This window comes from Vreelandella lionensis, assembly GCF_044543515.1.
GTDB classification, from domain to species: Bacteria; Pseudomonadota; Gammaproteobacteria; order Pseudomonadales; family Halomonadaceae; genus Vreelandella; species Vreelandella lionensis.
Genome location: NZ_JBITWC010000005.1, coordinates 93,710 through 111,928 on the forward strand (window position 1 = coordinate 93,710; position 18,219 = coordinate 111,928).

17 protein-coding genes and 3 tRNA genes are annotated in these 18,219 nt (G+C 53.6%); 7 read left to right on the forward strand and 13 right to left on the reverse strand.

All coding sequences use genetic code 11. The features are described 5' to 3' along the window. Positions 1–20: 20 nt before the first annotated feature. Positions 21–2,120, forward strand: coding sequence for a carboxy terminal-processing peptidase (locus ACIGG6_RS04420; RefSeq protein ID WP_399842585.1), 2,100 nt, complete (start codon positions 21–23; stop codon positions 2,118–2,120). Between the two features lie 86 nt (positions 2,121–2,206). On the opposite strand, the gene ACIGG6_RS04425 is transcribed toward ACIGG6_RS04420, so the two are convergent. The 8 genes from ACIGG6_RS04425 to ACIGG6_RS04460 all read right to left on the reverse strand — a co-directional run bounded on the left by ACIGG6_RS04425 (position 2,207) and on the right by ACIGG6_RS04460 (position 6,610). Next, entirely contained in the window at positions 2,207–2,569 is a 363-nt protein-coding gene (locus ACIGG6_RS04425; RefSeq protein ID WP_399842586.1) for a metalloregulator ArsR/SmtB family transcription factor, read from the reverse strand. Positions 2,570–3,048: 479 nt separating this feature from the next. Beyond that, the gene (locus tag ACIGG6_RS04430; protein ID WP_399842589.1) at positions 3,049–3,897 is read right to left on the reverse strand and encodes a DUF4435 domain-containing protein; all 849 of its coding nucleotides are present in this window, start codon (positions 3,895–3,897) and stop codon (positions 3,049–3,051) included. A 1-nt stretch (position 3,898) separates the two neighbouring features. Beyond that, a complete protein-coding gene (locus ACIGG6_RS04435) occupies positions 3,899–4,396 on the reverse strand; it encodes an AAA family ATPase (protein WP_399842591.1) in 498 nt (165 codons plus the stop codon). Between the two features lies 1 nt (position 4,397). Beyond that, a complete protein-coding gene (locus ACIGG6_RS04440; protein ID WP_399842594.1) occupies positions 4,398–5,240 on the reverse strand; it encodes a hypothetical protein in 843 nt (280 codons plus the stop codon). Between the two features lie 129 nt (positions 5,241–5,369). Further along, complete coding sequence (locus ACIGG6_RS04445; protein WP_399842596.1) at positions 5,370–5,648, reverse strand: DUF6953 family protein; 279 nt, start codon at positions 5,646–5,648, stop codon at positions 5,370–5,372. A 614-nt stretch (positions 5,649–6,262) separates the two neighbouring features. Beyond that, positions 6,263–6,338, reverse strand: a tRNA-Asn gene (locus ACIGG6_RS04450). A gap of 32 nt (positions 6,339–6,370) precedes the next feature. Then, positions 6,371–6,446, reverse strand: a tRNA-Asn gene (locus tag ACIGG6_RS04455). 88 nt (positions 6,447–6,534) lie between these two features. After that, positions 6,535–6,610 (reverse strand) — tRNA-Asn (locus ACIGG6_RS04460). Between the two features lie 188 nt (positions 6,611–6,798). Between ACIGG6_RS04460 and miaB the strand changes: the two genes are divergently transcribed. The 5 genes from miaB (at position 6,799) to lnt (ending at position 12,336) form a co-directional block, all read left to right on the forward strand. Further along, positions 6,799–8,142: a tRNA (N6-isopentenyl adenosine(37)-C2)-methylthiotransferase MiaB gene (gene miaB, locus ACIGG6_RS04465; RefSeq protein WP_188638129.1), complete on the forward strand. Its 1,344-nt coding sequence runs from the start codon at positions 6,799–6,801 to the stop codon at positions 8,140–8,142. Between the two features lie 86 nt (positions 8,143–8,228). Then, positions 8,229–9,320, forward strand: coding sequence for a PhoH family protein (locus tag ACIGG6_RS04470; protein ID WP_399842599.1), 1,092 nt, complete (start codon positions 8,229–8,231; stop codon positions 9,318–9,320). Next, entirely contained in the window at positions 9,317–9,778 is a 462-nt protein-coding gene (gene ybeY / locus ACIGG6_RS04475) for an rRNA maturation RNase YbeY (protein WP_062359162.1), read from the forward strand. The genes ACIGG6_RS04470 and ybeY overlap by 4 nt, the downstream gene beginning before the upstream one ends. A gap of 167 nt (positions 9,779–9,945) precedes the next feature. Beyond that, complete coding sequence (locus ACIGG6_RS04480) at positions 9,946–10,830, forward strand: HlyC/CorC family transporter (protein WP_399842601.1); 885 nt, start codon at positions 9,946–9,948, stop codon at positions 10,828–10,830. A gap of 48 nt (positions 10,831–10,878) precedes the next feature. Continuing rightward, on the forward strand, positions 10,879–12,336 hold the full coding sequence (gene lnt, locus ACIGG6_RS04485; protein WP_399842603.1) for an apolipoprotein N-acyltransferase: 1,458 nt from the start codon (positions 10,879–10,881) through the stop codon (positions 12,334–12,336). Positions 12,337–12,435: 99 nt separating this feature from the next. On the opposite strand, the gene phaC is transcribed toward lnt, so the two are convergent. The 5 genes from phaC to prmB all read right to left on the reverse strand — a co-directional run bounded on the left by phaC (position 12,436) and on the right by prmB (position 17,500). Beyond that, positions 12,436–14,286 carry a class I poly(R)-hydroxyalkanoic acid synthase gene (gene phaC, locus ACIGG6_RS04490; protein WP_399842605.1) on the reverse strand — a complete coding sequence of 617 codons (1,851 nt, stop codon included), beginning with the start codon at positions 14,284–14,286 and terminating at the stop codon, positions 12,436–12,438. A 105-nt stretch (positions 14,287–14,391) separates the two neighbouring features. Further along, on the reverse strand, positions 14,392–14,802 hold the full coding sequence (locus ACIGG6_RS04495) for a phasin family protein (protein ID WP_253507314.1): 411 nt from the start codon (positions 14,800–14,802) through the stop codon (positions 14,392–14,394). 195 nt (positions 14,803–14,997) lie between these two features. Continuing rightward, entirely contained in the window at positions 14,998–15,375 is a 378-nt protein-coding gene (locus tag ACIGG6_RS04500) for a hypothetical protein (protein WP_083024091.1), read from the reverse strand. 60 nt (positions 15,376–15,435) lie between these two features. After that, positions 15,436–16,527, reverse strand: coding sequence for a chorismate synthase (gene aroC, locus ACIGG6_RS04505; RefSeq protein ID WP_399842609.1), 1,092 nt, complete (start codon positions 16,525–16,527; stop codon positions 15,436–15,438). A gap of 13 nt (positions 16,528–16,540) precedes the next feature. Continuing rightward, positions 16,541–17,500, reverse strand: a complete 960-nt coding sequence (prmB, locus tag ACIGG6_RS04510) for a 50S ribosomal protein L3 N(5)-glutamine methyltransferase (protein ID WP_399842611.1) — start codon at positions 17,498–17,500, stop codon at positions 16,541–16,543. A 150-nt stretch (positions 17,501–17,650) separates the two neighbouring features. Between prmB and ACIGG6_RS04515 the strand changes: the two genes are divergently transcribed. After that, on the forward strand, positions 17,651–18,214 hold the full coding sequence (locus ACIGG6_RS04515; RefSeq protein WP_399842613.1) for a Smr/MutS family protein: 564 nt from the start codon (positions 17,651–17,653) through the stop codon (positions 18,212–18,214). The last annotated feature ends 5 nt before the right edge of the window (positions 18,215–18,219 follow it).

The window sequence follows — 18,219 nt, forward strand, 5'->3', positions numbered from 1 at the left end:
AATCCGGGAGAGCTTGACTGATGAGCTTGTTTGCAACGCTTTCGCGCTCGGTCGCCCTTGCCGTAATGCTGGTGATCACCAGCCCGGCAGCGCTGGCGCAACTCGCGCCGACCGACGAACAACGCCAAGCGGCAGTAGAAATTGCGGACTCGCTCCGCTACGGCCACTATGCTGATATCAATTTTAACGAGCAGTGGTCACAGGAAGCTTTCCAGCGCTATCTGGATATTCTAGATGGTCAGCGCGCCTACCTGCTCAGCCGTGATATTGACCCCTATCGCCATCTTGAAAAAGACATGGCCGAAGCGCTCTTCAATGGCGAGCTAGACGACGCTTTTGCGCTCTACAACCGCCTGAGCGAGCGTCATACCGCACGCCTTGAGTGGCTGCTGGCACGCCTGGACGAAGGGCTCTCGCTTGAATTTAATAGCGACGAGCGCTTAGAAGTTGATCGCGAAGATGCCTCCTGGGCTACCCGCGAAAGCGAGCTGGACGAACTGTGGCACAAGCGGCTGAAAAACGATGCCCTGACCCTCGCCATTACCGACCAGGACAGCGAGCAGATCGAAGACAACCTGCGCCAGCGCTACGAAGGCCAACTTTCACGCTTACGCCAAGCGGAATCAGAAGATGTCTTTGGCCTGCTGATGGCGGCCGTGTCAGGCACTATCGACCCCCACACCGGCTACCTCTCCCCTCGCCAAGGTGAATCCTTCGATATCCAGATGAGCCTCTCACTGGAAGGCATCGGCGCACTGCTACAAGCAGACGGTGAGTACGTTAAGGTTTCCAGCCTAGTGCCCGGCGGCCCAGCAGAGCGCGCAGGCGTGCTAGAGCCCGCCGACCGCATTATCGCCGTCGGCCAGGAAGAGGGTGAAATGGTCAACGTCGTGGGTATGCGCCTGGACAACGTGGTTGACCTGATTCGCGGCCCCAAAGGCTCCGTGGTGCGCCTGGACGTAGTGCCTGCCCAAGCCGTGGATATGACCCGCTCGCAAATCGTCGAAATCACCCGCGACACGGTGAGCTTGGAAGATCAGGCAGCTGACAGCGAAGTAATTGAAGTTAAACGCGACGGCGCTCCTCACCGCATTGGCGTGATTAACGTTCCCACGTTCTACGTTGATTTTGATGCGTGGCAAGCCGGTGAAGAGGAGTATCGCAGCACCACCCGCGATGTTGCCCGCGAAATAGAGAGCCTCAAAAAAGAGGGTGTTGAAGGCATCGTGCTGGACCTGCGCAACAACGGCGGCGGCGCACTTCAAGAAGCCAACTCGCTGATCGGCCTGTTTATTGACCGTGGCCCCACCGTGCAAGTACGCGATGCCCAGGGCCGCATTCAGCTGTATGGCGATGCCGAAGCAGGCACCGTATACGACGGCCCGCTGACCGTGCTGGTGAACCGCTTATCAGCCTCGGCGTCTGAAATCTTCGCCGGTGCCATTCAGGATTACGGCCGCGGCATTGTGGTGGGCGCGTCTACCTTTGGCAAAGGCACCGTTCAAACCCTGAACGAGCTTAGCCACGGCCAGATCAAACTCACCCGCGCCAAGTTCTACCGTATCTCTGGCGACAGCACCCAGAATCGCGGCGTCGAGCCAGACATCACCTTCCCCAGCCTGATTGACCCAGAGCGGATTGGTGAGAGCAGCCTGGATAACGCCCTGGCCTGGGACACCGTACAAAACGTTCAGTACCGCCGCTACGGCGAGCCGGAACGTGTACTGCCGACGCTGATTACTCGCCATGAAGAGCGCGCCAAAGAGAACCCCAACTTCCGCTACCTGGAGCGCCAATCCACGCTTGCTCGCCAGCTGCGTGAGCAGCACACCAGCGTGAGCCTGAACCGGGAACAGCGCCAACGCGAGCTAGAAGCCCAAGAGGCCGAACAGCTCTCACTGGAAAACCAGCGCCGCCGCGCCCTGGGCCTGCCGGAACTGGAAGAGTGGATGGATGCGCGTAGCGACGGCACAGCCGCTACCGAAGAGGCAGAAACAGACGCAGAGAACGAAAGCGACGAAGAAGAGATGCCCGTGGACCGCGCCCACGTGCTGGAAGCCGCTGAAATCCTGCTCGACTATGTTCACCTTCAAGATACCCAGCGGATGGCCAAGCGCTAAGTAATGGCTTGACCAGCACTAGGTAAGAAGACGCCAGCCCTCGGGCTGGCGTTTTTTTGTGGGTGCTTGCTTGAACCGTACCGCTGCTAGCAGAGGGCAGCGCGCCGCGCCGGGCGGTCGCCCATACGCGCCAAGCGCTGTGTCAGCGCCTCCAGCTGCACCGCACTCCCCTCTGCACCCGACTCGATAATCGACTGCGCCCAAGCAGGCAGCTGCGGCGCTAAACGGTAGTAAACCCACTGCCCTTCCCGCTGATCCATCAGCAAGCCACACTGACGCAGCTGCGCCAAATGGCGAGACACCTTCGGCTGAGACTCTTCCAGCGCATAGGTCATCTCACACACGCACAGCGACTGCTCCTGGGCAATCAGCAGCACCAGCATCAGCCGCGTTTCATCGCTCAAACACTTAAAGACCTGCAGCGCCTGCAGGCTAGCCGCTTTTCCCACGACACCTTCCTACGCCATCAATTGAGGAGGCTAGTTTACGCCAAGCGACAGGGCAACGCTAAGGAATTGGATAAGAATCAGAAACTAGATACTTCGCTTGGTAAAGCGCTCATATTACAGATTAGCTACGGGTGCAGGGGTAATTCGAAATAGAAAATCGACCGCACAGTGTTAAAGCTGTCAAAGTAGAATAGCTTTAGGTACGAAATGTATAAACATGCTAGAACCCACAACAACTCTTAATAGCGACTGCTCTAAATCAACCAAGTCAAAACAAACACCATGTGCATATTCATAATAATTAATCCTATGTAAATAATAAAAAAGATAAACAACTGTCCGGATAAAATAAAACAAAGACGATAAAACTTCAGTCTAGCTGCATCAAAAAGAATATTTAATATTTATAGAAAACTTCTTAACTCCTGATGATACAGCTAGCTGCACTGCAATTTAAATCAGTTAATTTCAAATAAAACTCACTCAATTAAGCAATTTCTCATTTTTTCAAGTTTAGAAATATCGCACATCCTTGCTAGCCTTTGTTTAAAATTAATATTAGAGACCTTAGTATCCACAGCCTGTTTGGCCCTTAACTTCAGCAAAGGAAACAGATAGTCTTTTCCTGAAATCACATCAATTTTATCAAAACCGCTTTGCGTGAACATCATTTCCACTTCTTTTTTAAAATCTTCATAAGTAGACTCGCCTACTTTTGCGATAGTACTTTCTTTTACCTCATTTATTCTATCTCTAACTTTGACATGACATACATCGCCCGTATTCGAAGACAAAACATCACTTACTTTAAAAGAAACCGTAGGACAAGAGGGGTTTAATTTAAAAGAAAGAGCGTACTCAACGAAAAGTTCAAACAGCAAATCTATATTTAGACTTTCCCAAGCCTCATAATTAAACCTATCTGAAATTTCATCTTTTTTCCTAACAACTTCCTCATGGTCTAAAAACTCGATTATGGCTTCAGAGTCACATAAAACATTTTCGATGCAATAAAACGGAAGTTTAAACAAGCCCTCACCACTTTCAACTGTATCACCAGCTAACATATACAGATCGTGATCAATTATATAGACAGATGGCCTTCCATTAGCGACATGAGTCCTGTGGCGCCTTATTACAGCATCTCTGTTACCTAAAGGAAAAACTTTTCGCACTTCATAATCATTCTCAAAAACACGAGAACAAATAATTGTAAAAAGCTTAATGTAACCAATGTCTGTGTCTTCTATATAAATATCAATATCATTTATTTCTTGAAAAAAAACACTTTTTGCTGATCTTGCGGCTTCACTTCTTTCAGGGATCATATTAATTACACTCTAGCGCTTTATGTTTCAACTCACCTATTATTTCAGGAGAATGTGTTGCTAAAATAAATTGTGAGCCAGGACTAGTAGAGAAAATTGTTTCAGAAAATTTCTCTTGCCAGCCTAAATGCAATGAAAGCTCTGGCTCATCGATGATAAAAACTTTCTTTTTGCTAGAGTGCCTATTAAAAAATGAATGTGCAAAAATAACTAAGAGCTGTCTTTCACCAGAAGAAAGACCCTCAATTGTGCAGCTACTACCGTCTGGCCTTAAAACTAGAAGCTGTCCAACTGTATCAACTTCTAGTTTCTTACCAGAATCTTTATAAAAAGAATTTACAGTGTTCAAAAAAGTACTTAATGGCTTAAACAACTTATCAAGCTTTGATTTATGGTCATCTATTATTTCCACAATACGAGACATTCTTTCGACTTGAGCCTTGTTAAGCAACCACTCAACTGAAATACCTTCTTTTGTTCTTTGAAGGTCTTTAAACAAATCAGTTAGTTGATTGAAAAAAATTATCTACTTCTTGACTTAAACTAGAATCATTAAGACCTATGTTAGCTAGAGCTTCTGCAATTTCTTTTTTTCTCTCTAGCACACGAGATCTCTCTTTCCACACAATTCCTTCTTGGCGAAAGTCTTCAGACTCAAAATTAGTATACTGAAATACTGACAAAAGTATTTTGTCTCTTAGCCTAGATGAATGACGCTCCTCAGCCTCTCTTAACCTTCTATAAGCTTGCTGTATCAATAGCTCGGTCTCCATAAGACTAACGCCTATGGAACCTTTAATTAAACGCCTTGCTCTTACAGAACGTTTATTCTTCTCAGTTAAATAACCCCCCCTTTCGTAATAATAATCATTCTTGCTAGAAATAATTTCTTCTCTTCTACGATCCAAACCTAGAAAAATAGGAGAATCTATTTTAGATATCTCTTTAACAATAGGATGATCTGCATATTTTCTGGTTACTTCATCTATCAACTCATTAATTTTATCTTCACGGTGCGCAAAATATTCGAACTCACCGCTAGAATATGAGGGAAGTATTAACTCACCTTCTACGGTATTTACTCTTAAAACAATGTTACCATTCTCCTCACAAGCATAGATCATTACATGCTCGCCCTCTTGCTCTAAAAACAAATAAGCATCATCAAAAGGCGTTTCTAAAAGCTCTTTAAAGTTCGGAGTAACTAAAGCATTCACCAATTTAAGAGCGGTTGTTTTACCTGACCCGTTACTTCCGACCAAAAAACTTATATCCTTATTAAAATTAATGTTAAAGTTTAAATAACCATAAACATTATTTGCCACCAAAGATGTTATAACCACAGAAACCTCCCATATTGGCCCAGCCAAAAATGAATACTAATATTATACAAAGACGATAATACAAATACGAAAAATAATTAATCACTTTTTCTTCTTATAAGCTCAACTAAAGATTTTTCAGGATGCCCCTTAGCGCACCATTCTTCCTTTTGGAGGATCGTAAGGCGCTCTGGCACGCCAAGTCTGAGAGCTTCGACTCCAAACGACATCGTCAGGTGTTATTTTTCTAAATGCTTCAAGTATTCCTTTATTTATAGCCCAGTTCCTGTGTTTGTTTTTGTAAACATATTGCTCACCGAACTCAACTAAGATCCCTCTTGCAGCCATTGATTGAGACAATCGCTTATACTTTGTGTATTGTTCCAGCATCCATTGTGCAATTTTAATTTCCTCGTCAGTAGATGCCATCTCCTCTCCTCCCTACCATCAATAACTAAAATTTAAAAATATTATATTTAACATGAATACTTAGGATTTGCTAGGGCTTGTGAGCATCAATTCTTACTGCATTTAACAATACATAGACTCTCTATAGTCCTTCACCAGCCCAGCCAAAAAATTGCATACCTCCATGCAGCAAAACTCGCCCACCTCCTATCAATAGAGGGCTTTAGCTCATTTTTCAGGCGCATTAAGAATTACCCTACAAACGAGCACCGCAGGTGGCAGGTGAATGAGGGGCGGCGTGCCGTAGGGTGTGACGATCTAGACCGTGCCATATAGCCGCCGTGTTCCGCTGCAAGCCGCATTAAGCCCTTGGAACGAAAAAGCCTCGCTCAATGGCGAGGCTTAGGCAGTGTAAAGATTAACGCTTAGGCTTTAGCAATCCAGACAAGTCAGAGATAACAGATATAAATTTCAAATACTTAAAAGAGGGATCATGCTCTGCAAGATGCGTTGCAGCCAACGCAAAAGCATCAAACAAGCGACGATAGACAAACAGCCACGCACAAAAAAACACCCAAAATGCCATATGGCAGCGGGCGATGGAATCATTCAAATGGGGAAGGTGTTACGCTAGATGGCTCCCTGAGCAGGACTCGAACCTGCGACCCAATGATTAACAGTCATTTGCTCTACCAACTGAGCTATCAGGGAACAACAGAACAATCTTTAGCAGAACAGCAGCTTGGCTCCTCGAGCAGGACTCGAACCTGCGACCCAATGATTAACAGTCATTTGCTCTACCAACTGAGCTATCGAGGAACATCATTTGCTGTTGCGTTTGAACCAGAGCCTATCACTTATTAACCTCTACTTAAAGTCATCTAAGTAGCTGTCCTAACAAGTGTTTTGGCTCCTCGAGCAGGACTCGAACCTGCGACCCAATGATTAACAGTCATTTGCTCTACCAACTGAGCTATCGAGGAACTGCTCAAACACGGTGCGTAGTATACTGATTGAAACGCTCGGGTCAAGTATCGATTACGGGGGAATGCCTAGCCCCTGGTTTCGTGTATCCGTATAATGCACGCATTCAACGGCCGCACCAATCGCTGCCCAACCGTTATTTCATTCATCCCTCGTCTCCCCGACGACCCATAGATGACAGGTACCGATGGCGAAGAAGCTCTTCATCAAAACGCACGGCTGCCAAATGAACGAGTACGACTCCTCGCGTATGGCGGACCTACTCGGCGAATCTCACCAGCTGGAGCTAACCGATAACGAGAAGGAAGCAGATGTGATTCTGCTGAACACCTGCTCGATTCGTGAAAAAGCTCAGGATAAGGTCTACCACCAGTTAGGCCGCTGGAAAAAGCTCAAAGACGCCAATCCGGACCTCGTGATTGGCGTAGGCGGCTGCGTGGCCAGCCAAGAAGGTGAAGCGCTGCGTAAACGCGCTCCTTTCGTAGATATGATTTTTGGCCCACAAACCCTGCACCGGGTGCCGAAGATGCTCGATGCCCGCGCCAATAACCAAATTGCGGCGGTGGATGTCACCTTCCCCGAGATCGAGAAGTTCGACCACCTGCCGCAGCCCAAATCCGATGGTGCCACGGCGTTTGTGTCGATCATGGAAGGCTGCTCGAAGTACTGCACCTTCTGCGTGGTGCCCTACACCCGCGGTGAAGAAGTCTCCCGCCCGTTTGAAGCGGTGATGGATGAAGTCATGCACCTAGCCGACCAGGGCGTGCGTGAAATCAACCTGCTGGGCCAGAACGTAAACGCCTACCGTGGCGACAACGAAGACGGCGACGAGATTGATCTTGCCGAGCTGATCGCCTGCATCGCGGCGGTGGATGGCATCGACCGTATTCGCTTCACCACTTCTCACCCGGTGGAGTTTACGGATAGCTTGGTAGACGCCTATGCGGATATTCCAGAGCTGGTGAGCCACCTGCACCTGCCGGTACAGTCTGGCTCTGACCGTATTCTGAGCGCCATGAAGCGCGGCCACACGGCGGAAGAGTACATCGAGAAGATGGAGCGTATCCGCGCTAACCGCCCGGATATCAGCTTCTCCTCTGACTTTATTATCGGCTTCCCCGGTGAAACAGAAGAGGATTTCGAGGCCACGATGGATCTGATCCACCGTATCGGTTTCGATCACTCGTTCAGCTTTGTTTATTCAGCGCGCCCCGGCACCCCGGCTTCCGGCTTGCCAGACGACACCCCTGAAAGCGTGAAGAAGCAGCGCTTAGCTATTCTGCAAGAGCGCATTCTTCAGCAGGCCGCGCAGATTAGCCGCCGCATGGTGGGCACTACTCAGCGCATTCTGGTGACCGGGTTTTCTCCGAAAGACCCCGGCCAGCTCTCTGGGCGTACCGAGAACAACCGCGTGGTGAACTTCCGCGCCGCTAACCCCACCGAGCTAATCGGCTACTTTGTCGATGTAGAGATCACCGAAGCGCTGCCCAATTCGCTGCGCGCTGAACTCGCCTCTGCCGAGCGTTATTGATCGCTTGCTTATCGTAGGTAATTGCCCCGGCACCGCCGGGGCAGTAAGCTGAGACTCACACACATCAACTAACGGGTTTCTTACTCTTGAGCCAGCCATCACCTCAGGCCAATCGCATTATCACCCTAAGCCTTGAACCCAATGATCCGCAGCGTCTTGCAAGCCTATGCGGCCAACAGGACGAGCATCTAAAGCTGATTGAAAGCCGCCTGGACGTGACGTTGCGCAACCGGGGCAATGTATTTCAGCTGGCCGGTGCCGCTAACCGTATAAAAGCGGCAGCTAACGTGCTGGAGCACCTCTACCGTGAAACCGCTGCTGACGAGCTTTCGGCAGATACCGTGCATCTGTTCCTCCAAGAATCCGGGCTTGAAGCCCTGGAAGAGGAAGACGATGGCGAAGGCGGTAGCGATGAAGTCATCATGCGCACGCCGCGCACCATGATTAAGCCACGCGGGCTGAATCAGCAGCGCTACGTGCAGAGCATTCGCGAGCACGATATCAACTTCGGCATTGGGCCAGCGGGTACCGGTAAAACCTACCTGGCTGTAGCGGCTGCGGTAGAAGCGCTCAATCAGCAAGAAGTGCGCCGCATTCTGCTGGTGCGCCCAGCGGTAGAAGCCGGTGAGAAACTGGGCTTCTTGCCGGGCGACCTTGCGCAAAAAATCGACCCCTACCTGCGCCCGCTGTACGACGCGCTGTATGAAATGATCGGTTTTGAGCAGGTGGCGAAGCTGATCGAGCGTCAGGTGATCGAGATTGCCCCGCTGGCCTATATGCGTGGCCGTACGCTGAACAACTCCTACATCATTCTGGATGAGAGCCAGAACACCACGCCGGAGCAGATGAAAATGTTCCTGACGCGGATTGGTTTTGGTTCCACCGCCGTGATTACCGGGGATATTACCCAGGTCGACTTGCCGCGTGGGCAGCGTTCTGGCCTCTCGCAGGTGCTTGACGTACTCAAAGAGACCCCTGGGATCGGCGTGACGCACTTTGCCGCGAAAGACGTGGTGCGCCACCCGCTGGTTCAGCGCATCATCGAGGCTTACGACGAGTTTGAATCGGAGCAGGAAGTGCAAGAGCGCGCTCGTCGTGAAGCACGCCAGCAGGAGCGCGAAGCGCGTATGCAGGCGTTAGAGCGCAATAGCGAACGTTCGGGAGAAGCCTACCGATGAGCGACATCATAATCGACCGGCAAGCGGCGATTGATGAGCCACTGCTACCCTCGCTTGAACAGCTCACCCATTGGGTGGGCTGTGTCTTTTCTCGCCACCCGGATGATGACCGCCTAGAGCTCACCATTCGTTTTGTGGATGAAGAGGAGAGCCAGGCGCTTAACCGCGACTATCGGGAAAAAGATAAACCCACCAACGTGCTCTCTTTCCCGTTTGAAAACCCACCCGGCATTACCCTGCCGCTGCTGGGCGACCTGATTATTTGCCATGCCGTAGTCGCCCGTGAAGCCGAAGAGCAACAGAAGCCGCTGGCCCACCACTATGCCCACATGGTTGTACACGGCACCCTGCACCTGATGGGTTACGACCATATCGAAGAGCAGGAAGCCGAAGAGATGGAGCAGCTAGAACGCGAGCTGCTGGCCACCCTTAATATTCCTGATCCTTATCACGTGTAAGCTGCTACCTTGAGCCAAACGTACGTTTAGGGTGGTGTCTGCTGCCACTCAGTGATAAAACGGTCACTTGAAGCGTGGTCACCCATTCGTGACTGCTTCTCCGTACGATATTTTCCGAACTACCTTTTCCGTAACATTCTGTCCGTAACTGAGAGAGATTTGACGCAATGAGCGAAGACCGATCGAGCAACCCTAATCAAAAATCATGGCTCGAGAAACTCTTTGGCGCCCTTTCCGGAGACAACGACGAACCCAGCTCGCGGGACGAGCTGATGACGTTTTTACGCCACACCGCAGGGAAACTGAAGCTGGATCAAGACGCCATCATGATTATTGAGGGCGCGCTTGAGATCAGCGATCAGCAAGTGCGTGAAATCTTGATCCCACGCTCTCAGGTATCGGCGATTACCCTCGACCAAACCCGGGATGACTACCTACCGTTGATCCAAGAGACCGGCCATTCACGCTACCCGGTGGTGGGCGAAAACCTAGACGACGTAAAAGGCATCCTGCTGGTCAAAGACCTGCTGCCGCTACTGTCGCAATCGCAAGAGAGCCGCGATGCGTTCAAGCTGGAAGACGTGCTGCGCCCTGCCATGTTTATTCCTGAGTCAAAGCGTTTGAACACGCTGCTCAAAGAGTTCCGCGAAACCCATAACCATATGGCGATCGTGGTGGATGAGTACGGCGGCACGGCGGGCATCATCACCATTGAAGATATTCTTGAGCAAATTGTCGGGGATATCGAAGATGAGCACGATACCGATGAAGAGGACGATATCCGCACGCTGGAGAACGGCCACTTCGCGATCCGCGCCCTCACCCCGATTGAAGACTTCAACGAGCGCTTTGGCACCGAATTCTCTGATGACGAATTCGATACGGTGGGCGGCCTTGTGATGCAGCAGTTTGGTCATCTGCCCGGCCGTGGCGAGCACACCAGCTTAGGCGGCTGGCGGTTTGTGATTCTGAACGCCGATAACCGCCGGATACGCCTACTTGAGGCCTATCGCGACAGCGAAGCCGACGACGAAGAAAGCCAAGACGACTAGCCTGTCGCCCCCACACTGCCAACACCACCCTGCTGATAGGATATCTCCATGGGGTTTACACCCACGTTGACGCTACAGCTGCTAGCCGCTTTAGTGGCTGGCGGCTTTACAACGCTTACCGCCTCCCCGTTTGAACTATGGTGGCTTGGCCCCGTGGCCATCGGCCTGCTGTATGCAGGTTTGCACACCTTAAGCCCTGCCCAGGCGGCCTTAAAAGGCTGGCTGTATGGCGTGGCGCTGTTTGCCAGCGGCACCTCATGGGTCTACGTCTCGATTCACGACTACGGCTATACCGGCGTGCCACTCGCGGTCTTTTTAACCGCGCTGTTTGTGAGCGTACTGGCGCTGTTCTTCGCAGGCACGTTCTGGCTCTATCGGCGCTTTATCGGCCCCCGCTGGGCACTGCTGACTTTTGCAGGTACCTGGGTGCTGGGTGAAGTGCTGCGCACTTACTTGTTTACCGGCTTTCCCTGGCTGTTGGTGGGGTCCAGCTATGTGGATTCTCCGCTGGCCAGCTGGGCACCCGTTGGGGGGGTGTACTTACTCTCGCTGCTGGTGGTGCTTACCGGCACTCTGGGGGCGGAACTGCTGCGCCGCCAGTGGTGGGCGGCGCTACCGCTGGCCGCTATCTGGCTGGCCCCTTTCGTACTGCCAAGCCAGTGGACAACGCCGGTAAGCGAACCCACTCGCGTCGCGCTTCTGCAGGGCAACCTGCCCCAGCTATTAAAATGGACGCCTGAAGGCCAGCGCACCGCCGCGAATACTTACAGCGACTTAACCCGCGAAGTGGCGGATGAGGCGGATCTGATCTTATGGCCTGAAACGGCGCTACCCATGATTGATAGCCAAGCGCGCCCGGTGCTTGAGCGCGTGCAGGCCAACCTGCCGCCAGAAGCCGCCCTGCTGACCGGCATCGTTCAGCAGGATGAAAACAACCGCTACTTCAACAGCGTGATTGGCGTAGGCAACGTGGAAGGCAGCTACCAAAAAGAGCACTTGGTTCCGTTTGGGGAGTACCTGCCGCTAGAGAGCGTGCTGCGGGGCGCGATCGACTTCTTCAACCTGCCGATGTCCAGCTTTAGCAAAGGTGCGTCGGAGCAGGTGCCTATGCAGGCAGCAGGCGTCGCTATTGGTAACGCTATTTGCTACGAAATTATTTACCCACAGCTCGTGGCACAGCGGGCAGCCGATAGCGGTGTGATCGTGACGGTTTCCAACGATACTTGGTTTGGTGCCTCCATTGGCCCGCACCAGCACCTGCAAATGGCCCGCCTGCGCGCTCTGGAAAATGGCCGCTACGTGGTTCGCGCTACCAGCAACGGCATCACCGCCATTATTAACCCCCGTGGCGAACTGGTAGACCGCGCTCCGCAGTTTGAAACTACCTATCTCACTGGCGAGTTCTACGCTATGGAAGGGCTAACCCCCTTCAACCGCATGGGCAGCCTGCCCATCTGGCTACTCGCCGGGCTGTTCCTGCTGCCGGGGTTTGTGCGTCGGCGTTGATGCCAATAGCACCTCGGCCATGAAAAAGCCCCCTGCCACATTCGTGGCAGGGGGCTTCGTTTTAGGCGGCTTCTTAAAAAGCCGTCTGCTGAGTGCCGGTTAGGTGCTGCTGGGGATTTCCCCTAGCACCTCGGGAATCGTCATCCGCACATAGCGGCCCGGCGCGGGTTCGATCACTGTTAGCTCCCCTTCCCCAGGCTGGCGGGCAGGTACCATTTTCTTCGGGTCTGTATCCACGTAGCCGTTGTCGGTCATCCACGCTTGCCAATGGGGCCACCAGGAGCCTTCGTTAAACGTGGCGCTTTCCATCCACTCCTCGTGGGTCTCGGGCAGCGTGTCGTTGGTCCAGTAGCCGTACTTGTTTTTATGGGGCGGGTTCACGATACCGGCAATATGCCCAGAGCCGCCCAGCACGAAGGTTACCGGGCCTTTGGGCAGCAGCGCACCGTAGTAAGTGCTGTTCCACTTGGCGATATGATCTTCTTTAGTGGAGACAAAGTAACTAGGTGTTGAGACTTTGCGCAGGTCGATTTTGACCCCGTCTAGCTCGATACCACCGGGCTCTACCAAGCGGTTTTCCAGATACATATGGCGCAGGTACCAAGCGTGGGTGCCTGCCGTCAGGTTGGTGCCATCAGTATTCCAGTAGAGCAAATCGAAGGCGGCAGGAATCTCGCCCTTCAGGTAGTTATTGATATAGAACGACCAGAACAGGTCATTTTCCCGCAGCAGGTTGAAGGTGTAGGCCATGGAGCGGCCATCCAGATAGCCCTTCATCTGCATGGTTTGCTCAATACCCTGCACCACGCGCTCGTTCAGGAACACGCCGATATCGCCCGGATCGCGGAAGTCCTGCAGCGTGGCCATGTAAGTGACCGACTTCACCTTGCGGCCACGGCGCGTGCTGGTGAGATACGCCACGGTGGAGGCGGTCAGCGTGCCGCCTACGCAGTAGCTCAGCAGGTTGACTGACTTCTCGCCGCAGGCCTGCTCAATCGCTTCCATCGCACTGATGGGGCCCATCTGCATATAGTCGGCCCAGGTAATATCGCTCTGCTCGGGGCCAGGGTTACGCCAGGAGATCAGAAATACCATGTGGCCTTGATCGACCAACCACTTTACCAGCGAGTTATCTTGCCGCAGGTCTAGGATGTAGTACTTATTGATCCAGGGCGGCACAATCAGCAACGGCGTTTTAAAGGTGTTTTCGGTGGTTGGCGTGTACTGAATCAGCTGAATCAGCCCGTTTTCATACACCACGGAGCCAGGCGTTACCGCAATGTTCTCGCCCACGCCAAAGGCGCTGCGGTCGGTCATGCGTACGTTGATGCCTTCCGCTGAGTTGGCTAAATCTTCACGCAGCCGAGTAAGGCCATCGACCAGATTCTGGCCTTTGGTTTCCAGGGTGCGGCGCATCACTTCCGGGTTGGTGGAGACGAAGTTGGTAGGCGACATCGCATTCACCAACTGGCGCGCGTAGAACGTTAAGTTGCGCTTGAGGGTAGGGTCTACATCCAGATCGTTAATCAGCTCTTCGACCATCTGCGAAAACAGCAAATACTGCTGCATGATCGCCATGTAGTAGGGGTCTGTGGTCCAGGCCTCATCTTTAAAACGGCGGTCGTTCTTGGGCGGCGTTACCAGGGGTGCCACCTGCTCACCGGCCATGGCGCGTACGCCCTGCTGCCACAGCAACCACTGGTCTTGCATCAAGCGCGATTGGGTTTGCCACAGCAAATTCGGGTTACTCATCAGCGAACGAGCAGCGGCTTCAAAGCTTTCGCGCATATCGCTATAAACGGAGTCAGCGGCTTCGCTGGGCGCCATACGTGACAGCAGGTCCTCTAGCAGACCTTTGTACTGTTCACCTACGTCGTCAAGCTGTGCCTTCCATGCCTCCATATCTTGCTGGGACAACGGTTGAGACGGCATTTTCCACCCTGACTGCATACGACTTTCCCCCTCACCAACTGGGCAATGGTTGCCCTGGCAACACGCTTAAGAACGCTGTAAAAGAACGCGGCGCCTCAAAGGCGCCGCGGACACTACTGACGATTAGCTTTTACGAGACGACTGGCTTGAGGCCTTCGCGGGCTGTTCACCCTTGGCGGTAGCGCTCGCTTGTTCGCTCATTTTTTGTCCGGCTTCGCTAAACAGCTTTTCCATTTCAGATTTGAACTGCAGGCTCATCTCGCTCATCACCCGCGCGTCTTCCTGCATCTGCTGAGAAAGCTCGTTCATCATTTCCGCTTGCTTGGTACCGAAATCGCGCAGGCTCTCGGCATCATTAATTTCTGTCGCGCTGCGGATGCGCTCGGTGCCCATCTGGCTGTAGCGTTTCATCGCTTCCAGCTGGTACTGGGTCATTTTTTCCATGTTATTGAGCATCAGCGAGTTCATCTTGCGCATCGGCTCAAACATCTGGCGAGTTTGGGCGTTAAAGGCGTCCATCATTTTGTCTTGCATTGTGGTTGCTCCTGTCTCTCATTCCTTGGCATGAGCCTGGAGTGGCTCATCACATCGCAAATTGCTGCACTGCAAAAAGAGTAATGCTTAGCATGCTGCTTTGCAACAAGGAGCTTCCTACGGCCCCTCTGCATACCCTACAGCCGCCTCTGACTCAGCCTCACAGTGCCACGTATTTGATAGCGCCTTTATCGCCTACTCTTTGGCGCGAGAGCGAGAAGAAGCCGTGGCTTTCGCCTTGGTACTTTTCTCGTTTGCCGCTGACGATGGTTCGCTATCTTGGGTGCCGTTACTGGCACCACCCGTATGGGCACTACCGGCCTGACGCAGCATATCCAGCATCATTTGCTGATAGGTGCCAAAGTTAGCAAGCCCCTGTGAAAGCCCCTGCTGCATCATGGGTTGCTGCAGGAAAGGGCGCATTAAGCTCATGGGGTCATAACCTTCTACCCCCGATTCCATCTGCCGCTGAATATTATCCAGCAGGCTCTGCTGAAAGGCCTCCACATCGGGCAACCCCAGCGACTGCCGAAACTCATCCGGCGTCAGGTCAAACTCAACGTTAATTTTCATAGGCGACTCCTTAACCGTCTTCCTTGAGTGTAGCAGCGAACCACTCAGCACACCTTGGCGTTATCGCTGACCTAATCGCGGTGTATCAACGCTAACATCAGCGTTTTGGCCCCGGTGGCGCAACCAGTGATCAAGCAGCGTGATCGCCATCATGGCTTCCGCAATCGGCGTTGCCCGAATGCCGACACAAGGGTCGTGACGCCCTTTGGTAATCACTTCGACTGGTTCACCATGGACATCAATGGAGCGGCCCGGCGTGGTAATGCTGGAGGTAGGTTTCAGTGCCAACCGAGCCACAATGGGCTGCCCGCTGGAAATACCACCCAGCACGCCGCCCGCGTGGTTGGAGAGAAAGCCTTCCGGCGTCATCTCGTCGCGGTGTTCGCTGCCGCGCTGGGCAATACAGCCAAAGCCCGCGCCAATCTCGATCCCTTTTACCGCATTAATGCTCATCAAACCGTGCGCCAAGTCAGCATCCAAGCGGTCGAATACCGGCTCGCCTAGGCCTACGGGCACGCCATCGGCAATTACGGTAATTTCCGCGCCCACGGAGTCTTGATCCCGGCGCAACTGGTCCATGTAGCTTTCCAGCTCAGGGACTTTATCGGGGTCGGGACAGAAGAAGGCGTTCTGGTCGACGGCTTCCCAGGTTTTGAAGTCAATCTTGATCGGACCAAGCTGGCTCATATAGCCGCGAATTTGAATGCCCTGTGCCGCCAGCACCTTTTTGGCAATGGCACCCGCCGCCACGCGCATGGCGGTTTCACGGGCGCTGGAGCGGCCGCCACCCCGGTAGTCCCGGTGGCCATACTTGTGGTGGTAGGTGTAGTCCGCGTGGGCGGGGCGGAACTGGTCTTTGATCTTGGAGTAATCTTTCGAGCGCTGGTCAGTGTTCTCGATCAGCAGGCCAATCGAGGTGCCGGTGGTTTTGCCTTCAAACACGCCGGAAAGAATGCGCACCTGATCCGGCTCTTTGCGCTGGGTAGTGTGGCGCGAGCTGCCGGGGCGGCGACGGTCTAAGTCGCCCTGCAGGTCCTCTTCGCTAATCGCAATGCCAGGAGGGCAACCATCCACAATGGCCCCTAGTGCGGGGCCGTGGCTTTCACCAAAGGTGGTAACGGTAAACAGTTTGCCAAACGTATTGCCAGACATGGGCGTTAATTCCTCACGCAAAAGACGCCGCATGGGCGTCGAGTTCAGCGGCGCTCAGGGCAAACACGCCCTGGCCGCCACGCTCGAATTCAAGCCAGATAAAGGGCACCTCGGGGAAGGCAGCCTCCACATGGCGGTCAGAGTTGCCAACTTCAACAATCAGCCAGCCCTCTGAAGTTAGGTGCTCGCGGGCCTCGCGCAGAATACGCCGCACGATATCAAGACCGTCGCTGCCCGCTCCCAGCGCCAACGAAGGCTCGTGGCGGAACTCGGCGGGCATGGTGGCCAGGTCACGCTCATCCACATAGGGAGGGTTGGAAACGATCAGGTCGAAGCGCTGGCCTTCCAGACCATTGAACACGTCCGATTCCACGGCGCGCACGCGATCGCCGACATCGTGGCGAGTGATGTTCTGCCGCGCCACGGCCAGGGCATCCTGGCTGATATCCGCCAGGGCCACTTCGCAGGTCGGCAGCACCAGCACCGTGGCGATGCCAATGCAGCCGGAGCCGGTGCATAAATCCAGCACGCGGGCGGGTGGCTCTTCGGGGAACCACGCCGCAAAGCCATCTTCGATCAGCTCGGCAATCGGCGAGCGGGGAATCAGCACGCGCTCATCCACGTTAAACGGGTAGCCTGCAAAGAAGGCCTCCCCCAGCAGGTAAGGCAACGGGCGGCGCGTGGTGACGCGCTCGCGGGCGAGGCGAATAATCCGCTCGCGCTCAACCGGCAGCAGCCGCGCATCCAACACGGCGGGGTCGACGTTCCAAGGCAGGTGCAGCGCGCCTAAGCAGAGCGCGACCGCCTCATCCCAGGGTGACTGCGTGCCGTGCCCATAGTGCAACCCCGCCAGATAGAACTCGCTGGATACCCAGCGCAAATAGTCCCGCAGTGTGTAAAGATCGCTTATCAGCGCCGTATCAGGCAGTGATAGCGTTGAGGGGGAGGACTCATCAGAGAGATGCGTGGTCACAAGGGCTCCTGGCGTCAAAAGTTCATTGGGGGATTGTACCTTTGCCGCCGCCCGGTTCACAGCAGCGCCAAGCTCGCTATACTGTCTCGCCTTAGCATTTTCTATCCACCGCCCCTTTTTTCACCACTACTTAGTTGATTCGAGCCGACCATGACGCGACACCTGCCCAACGATGACGATATCAGTGCCTTTCGCCAAGCGCTGCAGGCGGCAGGCGTACGCCGTATTGCCACGAACCAAGCCGACCCCGGTAAGCCCAAACGCCAGTCAGACGCCAGCGAAGCGCGCCGCCGAGCGGCGGTAGAGAGCAATACACTGCAAACCAGCGGGCGCACGTCTGATGGCCGTGTAGAAGCCGTACGGCCATCGGAGTATTTAGAGTTCAGCGTGCCCGACCTGCCCTGGCGCACGTTCAGCCAGCTTAAGCGCGGCCAAACGGCCTGGCAGGCAGGGCTAGACCTTCACGGCTATACCCTGGAAGAGGCGCGGTTAGAGCTAGAGAGCTTTCTGCGCGATGCCGCAGGCCAGGGGTTGCGCTGTGTGCTGGTGGTGCATGGCAAAGCCTGGGGCACCACCTCTGATTTCCCGGTGCTGAAAAGCCACACCAATGCATGGCTGCGCGAGTGGCCCGGCGTGCTGGCGTTCTGCTCCGCCACTGATATCGATGGCGGCACCGGGGCGGTGTATATTCTGCTGCGCAAACGCGGCCAGTAATTCAT